Consider the following 16,635-nt stretch of genomic DNA (forward strand, 5'->3'; position numbering starts at 1 on the left):
AAGTTCCACAAGATCTTCCACTCGAGGTGGGGTCAATGTTCCATGATGAAATAACGCGGCCCCGGCCGATATCACTTGTTTCCAGCACCGTTTCCGACTCTCATACCTGGAACCTTATTTTCATGCAGCTTTTCTTGGAGGAAATGGGGCACGAGGTGGTGAACATCGGCTCCTGTGTTCCTCTGGAGCTCTTCTCCCGAAAATGTCTGGAGCATCGCCCTGACCTGGTGGTGGTGAGCAGCGTCAACGGGCACGGTTTCAATGACGCGCTGGAACTCGCCCGGCACGTGCGCGGGGTTCCCGGACTCGGAGACCTCCTCATGGTGGTGGGGGGAAAACTGGGCGTGGAGGGCACGCGGGACGTCGGGTTCACCCGGCGTCTCCTCCAGGAAGGGTTCGACGCCGTCTTCGGTGAGGACGACCTGGTCGGATTCCGCTCCTTCGTGTCCGAGCGTGGGCTGAGAGCGGTGTCATGACGAGCGTCGTGCGTACCGGAGCCCCGTTCGGCGACTTCGTCGCCGCCGCGGAACGGAGTGGTCGTCTCGTCGTCCAGCCTCGTATGGGCTTCGGCGACGTCGAGCGGATGCGCCACGGCCTGGCACGGACCAAAGAGGCCGACGCGGTCACCGTGGGCACCCTGACACTGGACAGCTACACCAGGATCGGCGATCACGCGGCGGCCGCTCGGGCGCTGGCCGAGGGGGTGGGGCTCAACGGCTATCCGATCGTGGCCCGGCCCGACGACGACACCGTCCGACTCCTGGACGGAGTCCGGAGCGAGGACTTCCCCGTACAGGTCCGTCATGGTTCCTCCCGCCCCCAGGACATCTTCCGGACCCTGACCCGGTTGGGCCTGGAGGCCACCGAGGGAGGACCGGTCTCCTACTGCCTTCCCTACAGCCGTACTCCGTTGAGGGAGGCCGTGGACTGCTGGGTCGAGGGCACCGAGATCCTCGCCGAGTCCGGTGCCGACGGAACGCACCCCCACCTGGAGAGCTTCGGGGGTTGCATGCTCGGGCAGCTCTGCCCGCCCGGCCTGCTCGTCGCCATCAGCCTCCTGGAGGGCATCTTCTTCAGGCAGCACGGCGTCCGCAGCCTCTCCCTCAGTTACGCGCAGCAGACCCACCCCCGCCAGGACGAGGAAGCGGTGCTCGCCCTGCGTCGACTGGCCCGTGAACACCTCCCCGACACCCAGTGGCACGTGGTCCTCTACGCCTACATGGGCGTCTATCCGCGTACACCCCGCGGCGCGTCGCTTCTCATGGAACAGGCCGCGCGCACGGCCGTCCGGGCGGGTGCGGCCCGCCTCATCGTCAAGACCAGGGCCGAGGCGTTCCGCATCCCGACGGTGGAGGAGAACGTCGAGGCCCTGGAGAACGCCGCGCGGGCCGCCGCACGTCAGAGGGCACTACCCCCGTCCGACACGGCCTCCTCGGACAGTGAGACCTACGCCGAGGCCAAGGCCCTGGTGGAGGCCGTCCTCGATCTCGACGGCGATGTCGGACGGTCGCTTCCGGAGGCGTTCGACCGAGGACTCCTCGACGTCCCCTTCTGCCTGCATCCCGACAACCGGGGGCGGACACGCAGCTACATCGACGGTGACGGACGACTGCGTTGGTCGACCACGGGAGATCTGCCGATCACGAACGGTCCGACCCGGCTGCCCCGGGGCGGTCTCACCGCCGACGCCCTCCTGAGGATGCTGCACCACGTCGAGCGGCACTACGACACCGCGGCCTGACCCCGACCGGTCGACCGCACCCGAGCAACAGAGAGAAGAGGCACGATGGACGCGCACGAGACGCCCGCCCCGCCGGTCGACGCCCCCGAGATCCCCTCCTTGGGCGAACACCTCACTTCGAGGACCACCCGAAACGCGATGCTCGTACAGCAGGAAGTGCTGGCCGCCGCGCGTTCCTACCTGAGGGGGCGGGGGTTCGTCGAACTCCTGCCGCCGCTGACCGGACCGGTCACCGACCCCGGTTGTCGTGGCGCCAAACAGATCGACATCGACTTCTACGGTCACGACCACAAACTCATGACCAGCGCGATCCTCTACAAACAGGTCTCCCTGAACGCCTTTCCCCGCCTCTTCTACGTGGCGCCGAACGTGCGGGCCGAGCATCCGGAGACCGCCGGTACCGGTCGCCACCTCTTCGAGTTCCACCAGATCGACGTCGAGATCGCCGAAGCCGGCCGCGACGAGGCGATGGACGTGGCCGCCGAACTGCTCGTCCACATCGTCCGACGGGTCGTCGAGAACGCCTCCGAACAACTCGAAGCCCTGAACCGTGACCCGATCTTCTTCAAGGAACTGCTCAAAGGCGGATTCGAAAAGCGCACCCACGCGGATGTGGTGGCGGAACTCGCGGGCATGGGACACGAGCAGGACCCCGAATCCGAGATCGACTGGGAGGGCGAGACGCGGATCTCCCACAAGGCCGACAAACCCTTCTTCGTCACCGACTATCCCCAGGGGTCACGCGGTTTCTATGACAGAGAGAATCCGGACCGCCCCGGCACTCTGCGCAATTTCGACCTCCTGGCCCATGGCGGTTTCGGGGAACTGGTCAGTGGGAGCGAACGGCGGTTCGAGTACGAGGAGATCGTCACGGGTATCCGCCAGAACGGTGAGGACCCCGAGAAGTACCGCTGGTACCTGGACGAGGTCGCACGAGGAATTCCCGCCAGCGCCGGATTCGGCATGGGGCTGGAACGTGTCACCCGCTACCTGACCGGACTGGACTCCCTGTGGCGGGTCAGCGCCTATCCCCGACTCCCCGGGGTGGTGTCGGCGTGAACCCCCTGTGACGGAGGAGCCGGTCGCGACCCCCTCCCCTTCCGGGACGCGCGAGACCTTCCGGCGGCGTGTCCGGCGAGCGCCCGCCGCGTGCCGGACACAGAGGCCGTGACGGCGCCTCCGACGACGAAGACGGCCCTCCGGTCCGCGACGGCGTTCGTCGCCTGAATCGACCTCTCCCAGCGGCCGTGTGCCGCTATCGGCGTGAGCCGCTCTCCGGACCTTCCGGAACTCCGGGCGGTGCGTTCTTCCCGCCCCGCCTTCACCACCCACGGGTTCGGCCCGACAGGGCGAACGAGAAAGGAAAGGGAGTAGCGATGCTCCGCACCCCCGACGTGACATGGCCGCTCAACGAGTCCCAGAGCGGGATCTGGTTCACACAGGAATCCGATCCGCGAAGTCCCATGCTCAACAACGGCGAGTACTACGAGATCCCCGGCCCGGTGGACGCGGAGGTGCTGGACCGGGCCGTGGGTCTGGTGGTGGCCGAGAACGACATCCTGAGGATGCGGTTCCTGTCCACGGAGTCCGGGCCACGGCAGTACCCCGACCAGGAGATCACCCACCCGCTCACGGTGGTCGACGTCAGTGCCGACACCGATCCCAAGGCCGCCGCCCTGGCGATCATGCACGAGGACCTGGCCACGCCCCTGGACATGGTCGAGGACACGCTCTACGCCCACACCCTGTTCCGTCTGGGGAACGACCGGCACATCTGGTACCAGCGCGCGCACCATCTCCTGGTCGACGGATACACCTTCATGCTGCTCGCACGGCGTGTGGCCGAGGTGTACACGGCCCTGCTCGGCGGTACCGACACCGGGCGGCCCTACGGCTCATTCAGCGCTCTTCTGGACGAGGCGAAGCGCTACGAGACCGGTGAGGAGCGTGAGGAGGACGCCCGCTACTGGACCGACTACCTGGCCGGCGCCCCGCACCACACTGCGCTCACCCCGCACCGTGAGGATCCGCGGTCTCACTACCTGAGATCCACCCGCCTCATGGACGAGGAGGACGTGTCCCGCATCGAGCGGGCCGCGCAACGGGCCGGCACCGGGTGGAAACAGCTGCTGATGGCCGCGGTGGCCGCCTACACCCACCGTTGGACGGGGGAGAGGGACATCCTCCTCAGCCTCCCCGTCGCGGCGCGGACCACCGACCTGTCACGTCGCACACCCGGGATGTCCTCCAACGTCGTTCCGCTACGGTTCGACGTGACCCCCGCCACGTCCCTGGCCGATCTGGCCGGGGACGTGGCGACGGCCCTGCGTTCGTGCCTGCCGCACCAGAGGCACCCGGCCGCGGCGACCCGGCGTCTGCTCGGACAGACCCCACAGAGCCGCCGCGAGTTCGGCCCGCTCGTCAACATCATGTCCTTCGACTACGGCCTCGACTTCGGTGGCGTGCCCTCCGTACCGCACAACATCTTCCAAGGCCCCATCGAAGAGCTGCGGATCGACGTTCTGCAACGCAGCCGGGGAGGCCCACTGCACATCGACTTCGACGCCAACCCCGCGGTGTTCTCCCCCGAGGAACTGGAGCGCCACGCCGACTCCTTCCTCCGTCTCCTCGACGCGCTGTGCGAGGACCCCGGTGTGCCGGTGGGGGACCTGGACCTGTTGACGGAGGAGGAGCGCGGGCGCGTGCTGGAGGAGTTCAGCGGCGCCGCCGTACGGTCCGACGCGGACCGGGTCGTGCACGAGGTGTTCGAGGAACGGGCCGCGGGGTCCCCTGACGCGGTGGCGTTGGTGTTCGGGGAGGAGCGGCTCACCTACGGGGAGGTGAACGCCAGGGCCAACCGGCTCGCCCGCCACCTCAGGAGCAGGGGCCTGGTCACCGGTGCGGCGGCGGGTGTCCTGCTGGAACGCGGAGTGGAGTTCGCCGTGGCGCTGCTCGCCGTGCTCAAGGCCGGTGCCGCGTACGTGCCGTTGGACCCGTCCTTCCCCGACGACCGCCTGGACTCGATGATGTCGGCGGCGGGCGTCGACCTGGTCGTGACCCGTGAGGACATGTCCGACAGAAGGGTGGGCACGCGAGAGCGGGTGCGGGTCGACACCGAGGCGGAGACGATCGCCGGACACCGTTCCGACGGCCTGGGTCTGCGAGTGGACCCCGGGGACGTCGCGTGCGTGATGTTCACGTCGGGGTCGACCGGCACGCCCAAGGGCGTGGCGGCACCGCACCGCGCGGTGGTGTCCACCCTACTGGGGCAGGACTACCTGGACTTCGGCCCCGAGCAGGTGTGGCTCCAGGCGGCTCCCGTGTCCTGGGACGCGTTCGTGCTGGAGTTCTGGGGGGCGCTGCTGCACGGATCGGTGTGCGTCCTCCACGACGGCCAGGTGCCGGAGCCGAGCCGGATCGCCGACCTGGTCGCCCGGCACGGGGTGACCACGATGTGGTTGTCGGCGGGTCTGTTCAACCTCCTGCTCGACGAGTGCCCTGAGGTGTTCTCCGGGGTGGGGCAGGTGGCCACCGGAGGCGAGGCCCCCTCGGTGGAGCACATGAGACGTTTCCTGGAGGCGTTCCCCGACGTCCGGCTACAGCACGGCTACGGGCCGGTGGAGAGCATGGTCTTCACCAACTCCCACAGGGTGACCCGTATCGAGGGCGGCACGGTTCCGGTCGGGGCGCCCCTCGTCAACCGCAGATGCTACGTCCTGGACGGGCGTATGCGTCCGGTGCCCGTGGGCGTGCCGGGAGAGTTGTACGTGGGCGGCGAGGGGCTGGCCCTGGGTTACGTGGGCCGTCCCGATCTGACGGCCGAGCGGTTCGTCACGGACCCCTTCCACGGTCGGGGGGAACGTATGTACCGGACCGGGGACCTGGTCCGGTGGACCTCCGACGGGGTGCTGGAGTTCCTGGGCCGGGTGGACGACCAGGTCAAGATCCGTGGTTTCCGGATCGAACCGGGGGAGGTCGAGGCCGCCCTGGCCGCCCTGCCCGGGGTCGGCCAGTGCGCGGTGGTGGTCCGTGAGGACCGCCCGGGGGACAAACGCCTGGTGGCCTACACGGCTCCCTCGAACGAGAGCGGTGCGACGCTGGACGCCGTCGCGTTGCGGGCGGCCCTCGCCACCTCGCTGCCGGACTACATGCTGCCTTCGGTCGTGGTCGTGCTGGACGCACTACCGCTCAACGCCAACGGCAAACTGGACCGACGGGCCCTGCCCGCTCCCGACTACGGAGCCGCGGCCACCGGACGAGGACCGCGCACACCGCAGGAGGAGATCCTCTGCGGTGTCTTCCGCGAACTCCTCGGTGTGGACGCCGTCGGCATCGACGACTCCTTCTTCGACCTGGGCGGACACTCCCTGCTTCTGAGCCGTCTCATCGGCCGGGTGCGTGCGCTGCTGGGGGTGGAGCTGAACGTTCGGGACCTGTTCCGCTCGCCCACGGTCGCGGCCATCGGCGCGATGGTCGGAGCCGCGCTCCCCGGAGCGGTCCGAAGGCCGCCGGTGGCGGTGGAGCGACCCCGGCGGGTGCCGTTGTCCTTCGCCCAGCGGCGCCTGTGGTTCCTCAACCGGATGGAGGGGCCGAGCCCGACCTACAACATCCCGGTGGTGCTGCGTCTGCGTGGCCGGGTGGAGGAGGACGCGCTGCGTTCGGCCCTGGGCGACGTGGTCGCCCGGCACGAGGCGTTGCGGACGGTCTTCCCCTCCGAGGAGGGCGAGCCCTACCAGAGGATCCTGGACCCCGAGGAGAGCGGGCCCGTCCTGGAGGTGGAGGAGACCACGACCTCGGAGGTGGACCGGCTGGTCCACGAGGTGGTCCGCCACGCCTTCGACATCGAGGCACGGATCCCGTTCCGCGCGTGGCTCCTGAGGACCTCCGAGGAGGAGTCGGTGCTGGTGGTGTTGCTGCACCACATCGCCGGTGACGGATGGTCGATGGGTCCGCTGATGGACGATCTGGCGTCCGCCTACACGGATCGGGTCCGAAACCGGGAGCCGGAATGGAACGGACGGCCGGAACTCGCGATCCAGTACGCCGACTACACCCTGTGGCAGAACGGGCTGATGGACGAGGAGGACCCCGAGGGTCTCGCGGCCCGACAGCTCGACTTCTGGCGTGAGGCGCTGGACGGTGCTCCGGAGGTCCTCGACCTGCCGCTGGACCGGCCCCGTCCGACCGTCGCCGACCACCGGGGGGAGACGGTGCCCCTCACCCTGGACGCCGATCTGCATCGTTCCCTGTCCGAGGTGGCGCGGGGTCACGGTGTCACCCTGTTCATGGTCTTCCAGGCGGCGTTGGCGGTCGCGTTGAGTCGTTCCGGTGCGGGGGAGGACGTGCCGATCGGGACTCCGGTGGCGGGGCGGACGGATCCGGCGTTGGACGATCTGGTGGGGTTCTTCGTCAACACCCTGGTGTTGCGCACGGACGTGTCGGGGGATCCGTCGTTCGCGGAGTTGTTGGAGCGGGTGCGCGAGGCCGACCTGGCCGCCTTCGACCACCAGGACGTGCCCTTCGACAAGGTGGTGGAGGCCCTGGCCCCCGCACGCTCAGCCGCACACCACCCGCTGTTCCAGGTGATGTTGGTCCTCCAGAACAACAGGGAGGCGACCCTGGAACTGCCCGGTCTGGACACCACCCTGGAACTGTGCTCCACGGGAGCGTCCAAGTTCGACCTCACCCTCTCCCTCAGCGAGGAGATCGACGCCTCGGGACCGGCCGGCATCACGGGAGACCTGGAATTCGCCACCGATCTGTTCGACCGGGAGACGGCGCGGGCGTTGGTGGAACGCTGGGAGCGGGTGTTGGCGGCGGTGGCGGCTGACCCGCGGGTGTCGGTGGGTCGGATCGACGTGTTGTCGCGGCAGGAGCGTCGACGTGTGCTGGAGGAGTTGCCCGGGGAGGGGGAGCGTAGCGGCATCGCGGATCGGGCCGTGCACGAGGTGTTCGAGGAGCGGGTGGCGCAGTCCCCTGACGCGGTGGCGTTGGTGTTCGGGGAGGAGCGGCTCACCTACGGGGAGGTGAACGCCAGGGCCAACCGGCTCGCCCGCCACCTCAGGAACAGAGGCCTGCGACGGGGTGACGTCGCGGGCGTGTACCTGCCGCGCGGTCCGGAGATGGTGGTGGCGGTACTGGCGGTGCTCAAGGCCGGTGCCGGTTACACCCTGCTGGACGTGGAGTTCCCGGCCGAACGGCTGGCGTCGGTGGTGGACGCGGCCGGTGTGGAGAAGGTGATCTCCGAGGGGGAGGAGGGACCCGTCACCTCAAGAGCGGAAAGTGTGCGGATCGACGAGGATCGTGCGCTGATCGCCGCTCTGGACACGGCCGACCTGGGGATCGAGGTGTCCGCCGCCGATGTCGCGTGTGTGATGTTCACGTCGGGGTCGACCGGTACGCCCAAGGGCGTGATGGCGCCGCATCGGGCTCTGGTGGGGACGTTCCTGGGCCAGGACTACGCCGATTTCGGTGCTGATCAGGTGTGGTTGCAGTGTTCGCCGGTGTCGTGGGACGCGTTCGCTCTGGAGTTGTTCGGTGCGTTGTTGTTCGGTGGTCGGTGTGTGTTGCAGCCGGGGCAGCGTCCGCGGTTCGATGCGATCGCGGATCTGGTGGTGCGGCATGGGGTGACCGATCTTCAGATGTCGGCGGGGTTGTTCAACGTGATGTTGGACGAGCGTCCTGAGGTGTTCGATGTGGTGCGTGTGGCGATGACCGCTGGTGAGGCGGCGTCGGTGGCGCATGTGGCCAAGGCGTTGGCCGAGCATCCGGGTGTGCGAGTGGTCAACGGTTATGGCCCGGCGGAGAACATGGGCTTCACCACCTTCCACGAGGTCCGTGCGGTGGAGGAGGGACAGGTCTCCATCCCGATCGGGCGGCCGATCCCCGGAGGGAGGACCTACGTCCTGGACGGGCGTATGCGTCCGGTGCCCGTGGGCGTGACGGGAGAGCTGTACGTGGGCGGCGAGGGGCTGGCCCTGGGTTACGTGGGCCGGCCCGATCTGACGGCCGAGCGGTTCGTGCCCGACCCCTTCGGTACGCCGGGCGGACGGATGTACCGCACGGGCGACCTGGTGCGGTGGACCTCCGACGGGGTGCTGGAGTACCTGGGCCGGGCCGACGACCAGGTGAAGGTCCGTGGTTTCCGGGTGGAACCGGGAGAGGTCGAGGCCGCCCTGGCCGCCCTGCCCGGGGTCGGCCGATGCGCGGTGGTGGTCCGTGAGGACCGTCCGGGGGACAAGCGCCTGGTGGCCTACACGACGCCCGCGCACAAGGACGGTGTGGTGCTGGACGCCGTCGTGTTGCGGGCGGGTCTTGCCACGTCGTTGCCGGAGTACATGGTGCCGTCGGCGGTGGTGGTGTTGGAGGAGTTGCCGTTGACGGCCAACGGCAAGTTGGATCGGCGTGCGTTGCCCGAGCCTGATTTTTCGGTGGTGTCCTCGGGTCGTGGTCCGCGGGATGCGCGGGAGGAGATCCTGTGCGGGTTGTTCGCCGAGGTGTTGGGGTTGGAGTCGGTGGGGATCGATGACTCGTTCTTCGATCTGGGTGGGCATTCCCTGTTGGCGACCAAGCTCATCGCCCGTATTCGTGCGGTGTTGGGTGCGGAGGTGGAGTTGCGTGCGTTGTTCGCCTCTCCGACGGTGGTGGGGGTGGCCGAGGCGGTCGACGCGGCCGGGGGTGGTCGGGTGCGTCCACCCGTGGTGGCCGGGGAGCGTCCCGAGGTGCTTCCGTTGTCCTTCGCCCAACGCCGACTGTGGTTCCTCAACCGCCTGAAGGGGGCGAGCACCTCCTACAACGTGCCACTCGTACTGCGTCTGCGTGGCCGGGTGGACGAGGACGCGCTGCGTTCGGCCCTGGGCGACGTGGTCGCCCGGCACGAGGTGCTGCGGACGGTGTTCCCCTTCTCGGGGGACGAGCCCCGCCAGAGGGTGTTCACCGAGGAGGAGGCCCGCGAACGCCCGCTCCTCGATGTCCACACGTGTCCGCGGAGCCAGACCCCGCGACGCGTCGACGCCCTTCTGGAACGGGCCTTCGATCTGACGATGGACCTGCCGGTGCGCGCGGACCTGCTGCGTGTCTCGGAGGAGGAGTCGGTGCTGGTGGTGCTGATGCATCACATCGCGACCGATGGGTGGTCCGAGGGTGTGCTGTTGCGTGACCTGGCCGAGGCCTACGGTGCGCGGTGCGAGGGACGGATCCCCGGGTGGGAACCGTTGCCGATCCAATACACCGACTACACCCTGTGGCAGAACGGGTTGATGGACGAGGAGGACCCCCAGGGTCTCGCGGCCCGACAGCTCGACTTCTGGCGCGAGACGCTGGACGGCTCCCCCCAGGCGTTGGAGCTGCCGACCGACCGGCCCCGCCCGGCGGTGGCCTCCAACCGAGGCGAGAGCCTGGCGTTCGACCTGGACGCCGATCTGCATCGTTCCCTGTCCGAGGTGGCGCGGGGTCACGGTGTCACCCTGTTCATGGTCTTCCAGGCGGCGTTGGCGGTCGCGCTGAGTCGTTCCGGTGCGGGGGAGGACGTGCCGATCGGGACTCCGGTGGCGGGGCGGACGGATCCGGCGTTGGACGATCTGGTCGGGTTCTTCGTCAACACCCTGGTGCTGCGGACGGACGTGTCGGGGGATCCGTCGTTCGCGGAGTTGTTGGAGCGGGTGCGCGAGGCCGACCTGGCCGCCTTCGAGCACGCGGACGTGCCCTTCGAGCGGGTGGTCGAGGCGGTCGCCCCGGCCCGCTCGATGGGCCACCATCCACTGTTCCAGGTGATGTTGGTCCTCCAGAACAACGAGGCCGCCGACCTCTCCCTTCCGGGGCTTGAGGTGGAACGGGAGTCCTTCGCATGGAAGGTCTCCAAGTTCGACCTCACCTTCTCCCTGAGCGAGAGGGCGGAAGGTGTGTCGGGGCTGCTGGAGTTCGCCACCGATCTGTTCGATCGGGAGACGGCGCGGGCGTTGGTGGAGCGCTGGGAGCGGGTGTTGGCGGCGGTGGCGGCTGATCCGCGGGTGTCGGTGGGTCGGATCGACGTGTTGTCGCGGCGGGAGCGTCGGCGTGTGCTGGAGGAGTTCGGCGGCGCCGCCGAACGGTCCGACGTGGATGGGGTCGTGCACGAGGTGTTCGAGGAGCGGGTGGCGCAGTCCCCTGACGCGGTGGCGTTGGTGTTCGGGGAGGAGCGGCTCACCTACGGGGAGGTGAACGCCAGGGCCAACCGGCTCGCCCGCCACCTGCGCGAACACGGTGTGGAACCGGGGGCGATGGTGGGCGTGTACCTGCCGCGTGGTCCGGAGATGGTGGTGGCGGTACTGGCGGTGCTCAAGGCCGGTGCCGGTTACACCCTGCTGGACGTGGAGTTCCCGGCGGCCCGTGTGGCGTCGGTGATCGCCTCCGCCGGCGTCGGCGTGGTGGTGTCCGAATCCGGCTCGAACGGCACACCCGCGCTCTCGGGGGTGCACACGGTGTTGGTCGACTCCGAAGCCGGGTGTATCTCCGGCCACGATGAGGGCGATCTCGGCCTGGAGGTGTCGCCGGAGAGCGTGGCGTGCGTGATGTTCACGTCGGGTTCGTCGGGTACTCCGAAGGGGGTGGTGACGGCACACCGGGGCCTGGTGGGGACGTTCGTGGATCAGGACTATCTGGACTTCGACGCTGATCAGGTGTGGTTGCAGTGTTCGCCGGTGTCGTGGGACGCGTTCGCTCTGGAGTTGTTCGGTGCGTTGTTGTTCGGTGGTCGGTGTGTGTTGCAGCCGGGGCAGCGTCCGCGGTTCGATGCGATCGCGGATCTGGTGGTGCGGCATGGGGTGACCGATCTTCAGATGTCGGCGGGGTTGTTCAACGTGATGTTGGACGAGCGTCCTGAGGTGTTCGATGTGGTGCGTGTGGCGATGACCGCTGGTGAGGCGGCGTCGGTGGCGCATGTGGCCAAGGCGTTGGCCGAGCATCCGGGTGTGCGGGTGGTCAACGGTTATGGCCCGGCGGAGAACATGGGCTTCACCACCACCCATGAGGTCGGATCGATCGACGGGGGAGAGAGATCGGTACCGGTCGGAAGCCCTGTCGGCGGATCACGTGTGTACGTGCTCGACAGGTGGTTGGACCCGGTCCCCACCGGTGTGCCGGGTGAGCTGTACATCGCCGGGTGCACGCTGGCGCAGGGGTACCTTCGACGTCCCGATCTGACGGCCGAGAGGTTCGTGCCCGACCCCTTCGGTACGCCGGGCGGGCGGATGTACCGCACGGGCGACCTGGTGCGGTGGACCTCCGGCGGGGTGCTGGAGTACCTGGGCCGGGCCGACGACCAGGTGAAGGTGCGTGGTTTCCGGGTGGAACCGGGGGAGGTCGAGGCCGCGCTGATGGGGCTCGCGGGTGTGGCCCAGGCCGTGGTGGTGCCTCGCCGAGACCCTGACGACGTCCTGTCCCTGGTCGGTTATGTGGTGCCGGAGGCGGGTGTGGTGTTGGACGCCGTCGTGTTGCGGGCGGGTCTTGCCACGTCGTTGCCGGAGTACATGGTGCCGTCGGCGGTGGTGGTGTTGGAGGAGTTGCCGTTGACGGCCAACGGCAAGTTGGATCGGCGTGCGTTGCCCGAGCCTGATTTTTCGGTGGTGTCCTCGGGGCGTGGTCCGCGGGATGCGCGGGAGGAGATCCTGTGCGGGTTGTTCGCCGAGGTGTTGGGGTTGGAGTCGGTGGGGATCGATGACTCGTTCTTCGATCTGGGTGGGCATTCCCTGTTGGCGACCAAGCTCATCGCCCGTGTCCACTCCGCCATGGACGCGAAGATGACCCTGGAGGACGTCTTCCGGGCTCCCACGGTGGCCTTCCTGGCCGAGCGTCTCGAAACGACGCCCGTCGCCGTTGCCAGGCCGGCGCTGCGACGCCGGACCCGGGCAGGAGTGGAGATCGGCGGCTGATCCCGCCCCTCCCTTGCGGCCGACCCCTGACGAGGGGGTCGGCCGCTTCTGTGTTCCAGGACCCGTACGGCCGGCGGAGGAACCGCGTGAAATCCGAGAACTGCCGCATCTCTGCCGTCATCTCCTGCCCGACCCCCCGAGGAGAACGGAGTAATTTCTCCCATGAGATCGGTGCAACACAGGAAGATCCCGAGAGAGAAATACATCGGGAAATTCATTTCGGCCTCGAAGACGACTTGGAACGGGATGGAATGATGGTATCCGGAAACGACCTCGCAGGAAGTGAGATCCTCTGGGAACTGAGGCGCGGTTCCGCTCCCGGCGGCCTCTCCCTGCTGATCCTGCCCCATGCCGGCGGCAACGCCCACTACTACGCCCAGTGGGAGGGGCGCCTTCCGGCGGACGTGGGGCTTCTCGTGGCCCAGTACCCGGGGCGTGGTTCGCGCTTCGTCGAGGACCTGCCCGAGAGCGTCGACGACCTGGTCGCGCCGATCGTGGAGCTGCTCATCGCCGATCAGCGCGACCTGGTGGTACTCGGCCACAGCATGGGCACCCTCGTGGCCTATGAGGTCGCACGAGGGCTCACGGCGGCGGGCAGGCCGCCCCTGGCCCTCATCGGATCGGCCTGCCGGGCGCCCTTCCTGCCCAATCCCAGTCCGGTCCTGCCCGAGTCGCTGACGGACGAGGAGTTGGTCGAGGCGATCAAGGCCCGCGGCGGTACCGAACACGAGATCCTCGACGAGCCCGAGATGAGGGAGATCGTCCTCCCCTCGATCAGAGCCGACTTCGCGATCGACGACGTCTACCGGAGGCAGGACGCCAAGGGAAGTCTGAGCAGCCCCGTGACGATCGTCGGAGGCGAGTCCGACCCCATCGTCCCGGTGGGCGACCTCGTGGAATGGCGCGAGGTCACCACGGGACAGGCCCGGATCGAGACCCTGGCCGGCGGACATTTCTACTTCGACGAGAGCGAAGAGAACATGGACGCCTTCATGCGGATCGTCGCTTCGGTAGCGGATTCAGTCTCGACAATGCACGTCTCCTGAGCACTCCTCAAGAAGAGAAGGTCCACGGAAAACGGGCGGGGATCCCGTTCGTGAAAGGGAAAGAAAATGTCACTCATCGAAAAGGTCGCCCTACGCCGTGAGGCGGGCAAACCTTCGATCATCGAGATCCCCGGTGTGCGGGACATGGACGAGGCCGTGCGACGCCTGGAGCAGGAACGCGCCGCCATCACCAAGGAGCTCACCGAGGCCGGGAGCGTCCTGGTCAGGGGCCTGCCCGTCGAAGACGCCTCCGCCTTCGGCCGCGTACGCGACGTCCTGCTGCCCCGGCCCGCGGCCTACAAGGAGAAGGCGACCCCGCGTACCGACTTCGGCGACGGGGTGTTCTCCTCCACCGACCTGCCCGCGATCCAGCCGATCCGCCTGCACAACGAGAACAGCTACACCCTCGACTTCCCCGGCACCCTGCTGTTCTGCTGTGTCACCGCCCCCGACAAGGGCGGTGCGACGACCGTCGGCGACATGCGGGAGGCACTGAAGCTGATCCCCGAGGACCTGCGCCGCAGGTTCGAGGAGCACGGCTGGCTGCTGGTCCGCAACTACTCCGCCCTGGCGGGTCTGCCCTGGCAGACCAGCTTCGCCACCGAGTCCCGGGAAGAAGTCGAAGCCTACTGCCGAGAGAACGTCATCGGCTGTGAGTGGCTCGACGAGGAGACGCTCCGCACCCGGCAGCGCAGGTCCGCGATCATCACCCACCCGACCACGGGAGAGAAGGTCTGGTTCAACCACGCCGCCTTCTGGAGCCGCTGGTCCCTGGACGAGGACGTCCGTGACGTGCTCGTGGAGACCTACGGCGAGGACGGGCTGCCCTTCGAGACCTTCGTCGGTGACGGGACCCCGCTGACCGAGGAGGAGGCCGACGCGCTCAACGCCGCCTACACCAAGGTCACCCGCAGGGAGACCTACCGCCGGGGCGACCTGCTCCTGGTCGACAACATCCTCAACGCGCACGGCCGGGAGGCCTTCGAGGGCGACCGCAAGATCCTCGTCGCCATGGGCGACCCGGTGCCCCTCGACGCCTGCTCCCCGACCACGGCCCCCTCCACCACGGTGAGCCGGCGGGGAGGTGCGAAATGATCGTTCGGACCGAGACCCTCGACACCCCCACCAGGCGGGACACCATCGCCCGCGACCTCCTCGACCGTCTCGCCGAGGTGCCCGGTGACCGCGCCGCCGTCATCGACGGTGGCCGTGTCCTCACCTTCGACCGACTCCGTGCGGGCGCCGGCGGCATCGCCCGCGAACTGGCCGAGCGAGGGATCGGTCGGGAGGGCGTCGTGGCCCTGTGCATGCCCCGCGGAGCCGACCTGGTCCTGGGCCTCATCGGCACCCTGACGGCCGGTGGCGCCTACCTGCCCGTGGACCCGGCCCTGCCCGCCGAACGCCGGCACCACCTCCTGGACGACGCCGACGCGGATCTCGCCCTCGTGGCCTGCACGTCCTCCGACGGAGACCACGAGAACTGCGGATCCGACACCGACACCGCCATCGAGACCGTCCCCGTCTGCGCGATCACCTCGCAGGGCACCGACACCGCCCCGTTCCGCCCCCTCGCGGTCCGGCCCGACAACCTCGCCTACGTCATCTACACCTCCGGATCGACCGGACGACCCAAGGGCGTGGAGGTCAGCCGAGGATCGGTCTCCGCACTCCTCCAGGACCTGGAGGACGAGCATCTGGCCGGCCCGCCCGGTGGGCGCGTGGGCTGGAACGCCTCCGCGTCCTTCGACGCGTCGGTCCAGCAATGGGTCCGCCTGTGCAGGGGGGACACCATCATCACCCTCGACGAGGCGACCCGCTCGGACCCCGCGGCCATGGCCCGGTTGATCGACGAACACGCCCTGACCGACCTGGACATCACCCCGTCGCACGCCGACCTCCTCCTCGACCACATGGAGGAACGCCCGGACCAGGACCAGAGGGGAGAGCCCCTCACCCTGCTCATCGGCGGCGAGCCGATCAGCCCGCCCCTCTGGCGGAGGGTGAGCAGATTGGTGGAAGCGGGGCTGATCCGGGCGGTCAACGTCTACGGGCCGACCGAGTGCACCGTGGACGCCACCGCCGGCTGGATCAACTCCACCCGGGAGCCGCACATCGGTCACGTGCTCCCCGGACTGGAACTGCGCCTGTTGGACCCACGGCTGAACCCCGTGTCCGAAGGGGAGACCGGTGAGATCTACCTCGCCGGGCACCGGGTGGCACGCGGTTACCGCGGGGCGCCCGTCCTGACCGCCGAGCGGTTCGTCCCGGACGTCATGTCCGCCGATGGGTCGCGCATGTACCGCACCGGGGACCTGGCTCGTCGGATGGAGGACGGACGCCTGGAGTACCTGGGCCGGGGCGACCGACAGATCAAGCTCCGCGGTTTCCGGGTCGAACCGGGTGAGATCGAAGGAGTCCTGGGCTCTCATCCCGGTGTGGCCGAGGTCGCCGTCGACATCCGCGAACTGGCAGGCGGGCCGGGACTGGTCGCCTATTACCGGACGTACCAGGACGGACTGCTCCAGGAGCTGCGCGATCTCGCCGCGGCCGAGCTTCCCGGATACATGGAGCCCGCGGCCTACGTGGAACTCCCCGAGTTCCCCAGGACGCCCAGCGGCAAGCTCGACCGCGCCGCGCTACCGGACCCCGGCCCGGTCGAAAGCGGATCGGTGGACTCCGGCCTGGACCTGAACCCCGTGGAACAGCTCATCGCGGAGGTGTGGGCGAAGGTCCTCGGCGTCTCGCGGATCGGAAGGGAGGACGACTTCTTCCGCCTCGGCGGCCACTCGCTCCTGGCCATCAAGCTCGTCTCCCAGGTCAAGGCGAGGTTGGGGGTGAAGATCCCGCTGAAGGCCGTCTATGAGAACCCGAAGCTGTGCGACCTGGCAGCGGTCATCGACTCCGGGGCCTGAGCGGAAGCCCTCGCCCCGACCCGCACGGC

Annotated in this window: 7 protein-coding genes; all 7 read left to right on the forward strand. The window is 68.6% G+C overall.

The genetic code is table 11. From position 1 onward, the window contains the following. Window positions 1-122: 122 nt before the first annotated feature. The 7 genes from PFX91_RS17075 to PFX91_RS17105 all read left to right on the forward strand — a co-directional run bounded on the left by PFX91_RS17075 (window position 123) and on the right by PFX91_RS17105 (window position 16,606). The gene (locus tag PFX91_RS17075) at window positions 123-476 is read left to right on the forward strand and encodes a cobalamin B12-binding domain-containing protein (protein ID WP_285733078.1); all 354 of its coding nucleotides are present in this window, start codon (window positions 123-125) and stop codon (window positions 474-476) included. After that, window positions 473-1,741, forward strand: a complete 1,269-nt coding sequence (locus PFX91_RS17080) for a methylaspartate mutase (protein ID WP_285733080.1) — start codon at window positions 473-475, stop codon at window positions 1,739-1,741. Before PFX91_RS17075 ends, PFX91_RS17080 begins: the two co-directional genes overlap by 4 nt. A gap of 45 nt (window positions 1,742-1,786) precedes the next feature. Beyond that, window positions 1,787-2,800, forward strand: a complete 1,014-nt coding sequence (locus tag PFX91_RS17085) for an asparagine synthetase A (protein WP_285733082.1) — start codon at window positions 1,787-1,789, stop codon at window positions 2,798-2,800. Between the two features lie 317 nt (window positions 2,801-3,117). Next, window positions 3,118-12,648, forward strand: coding sequence for a non-ribosomal peptide synthetase (locus PFX91_RS17090; protein ID WP_285733084.1), 9,531 nt, complete (start codon window positions 3,118-3,120; stop codon window positions 12,646-12,648). A gap of 251 nt (window positions 12,649-12,899) precedes the next feature. Continuing rightward, complete coding sequence (locus PFX91_RS17095; RefSeq protein WP_285733086.1) at window positions 12,900-13,694, forward strand: thioesterase II family protein; 795 nt, start codon at window positions 12,900-12,902, stop codon at window positions 13,692-13,694. Between the two features lie 66 nt (window positions 13,695-13,760). Beyond that, window positions 13,761-14,789, forward strand: coding sequence for a TauD/TfdA family dioxygenase (locus tag PFX91_RS17100; protein ID WP_285733087.1), 1,029 nt, complete (start codon window positions 13,761-13,763; stop codon window positions 14,787-14,789). Beyond that, complete coding sequence (locus tag PFX91_RS17105; protein WP_285733090.1) at window positions 14,786-16,606, forward strand: non-ribosomal peptide synthetase; 1,821 nt, start codon at window positions 14,786-14,788, stop codon at window positions 16,604-16,606. The genes PFX91_RS17100 and PFX91_RS17105 overlap by 4 nt, the downstream gene beginning before the upstream one ends. The last annotated feature ends 29 nt before the right edge of the window (window positions 16,607-16,635 follow it).

This window comes from Nocardiopsis sp. ATB16-24 (assembly GCF_030271535.1).
Classification (GTDB): domain Bacteria; phylum Actinomycetota; class Actinomycetes; order Streptosporangiales; family Streptosporangiaceae; genus Nocardiopsis.

Excerpts from the sequence above, each read along its gene's own strand:
- PFX91_RS17075 (WP_285733078.1), top strand. The coding sequence starts at position 123 with ATGCAGCTTTTCTTGGAGGAAATGGGGCACGAGGTGGTGAACATCGGC.
- PFX91_RS17080 (WP_285733080.1), top strand. The coding sequence starts at position 473 with ATGACGAGCGTCGTGCGTACCGGAGCCCCGTTCGGCGACTTCGTCGCC.
- PFX91_RS17085 (WP_285733082.1), top strand. The coding sequence starts at position 1,787 with ATGGACGCGCACGAGACGCCCGCCCCGCCGGTCGACGCCCCCGAGATC.
- PFX91_RS17090 (WP_285733084.1), top strand. The coding sequence starts at position 3,118 with ATGCTCCGCACCCCCGACGTGACATGGCCGCTCAACGAGTCCCAGAGC.
- PFX91_RS17095 (WP_285733086.1), top strand. The coding sequence starts at position 12,900 with ATGATGGTATCCGGAAACGACCTCGCAGGAAGTGAGATCCTCTGGGAA.
- PFX91_RS17100 (WP_285733087.1), top strand. The coding sequence starts at position 13,761 with ATGTCACTCATCGAAAAGGTCGCCCTACGCCGTGAGGCGGGCAAACCT.
- PFX91_RS17105 (WP_285733090.1), top strand. The coding sequence starts at position 14,786 with ATGATCGTTCGGACCGAGACCCTCGACACCCCCACCAGGCGGGACACC.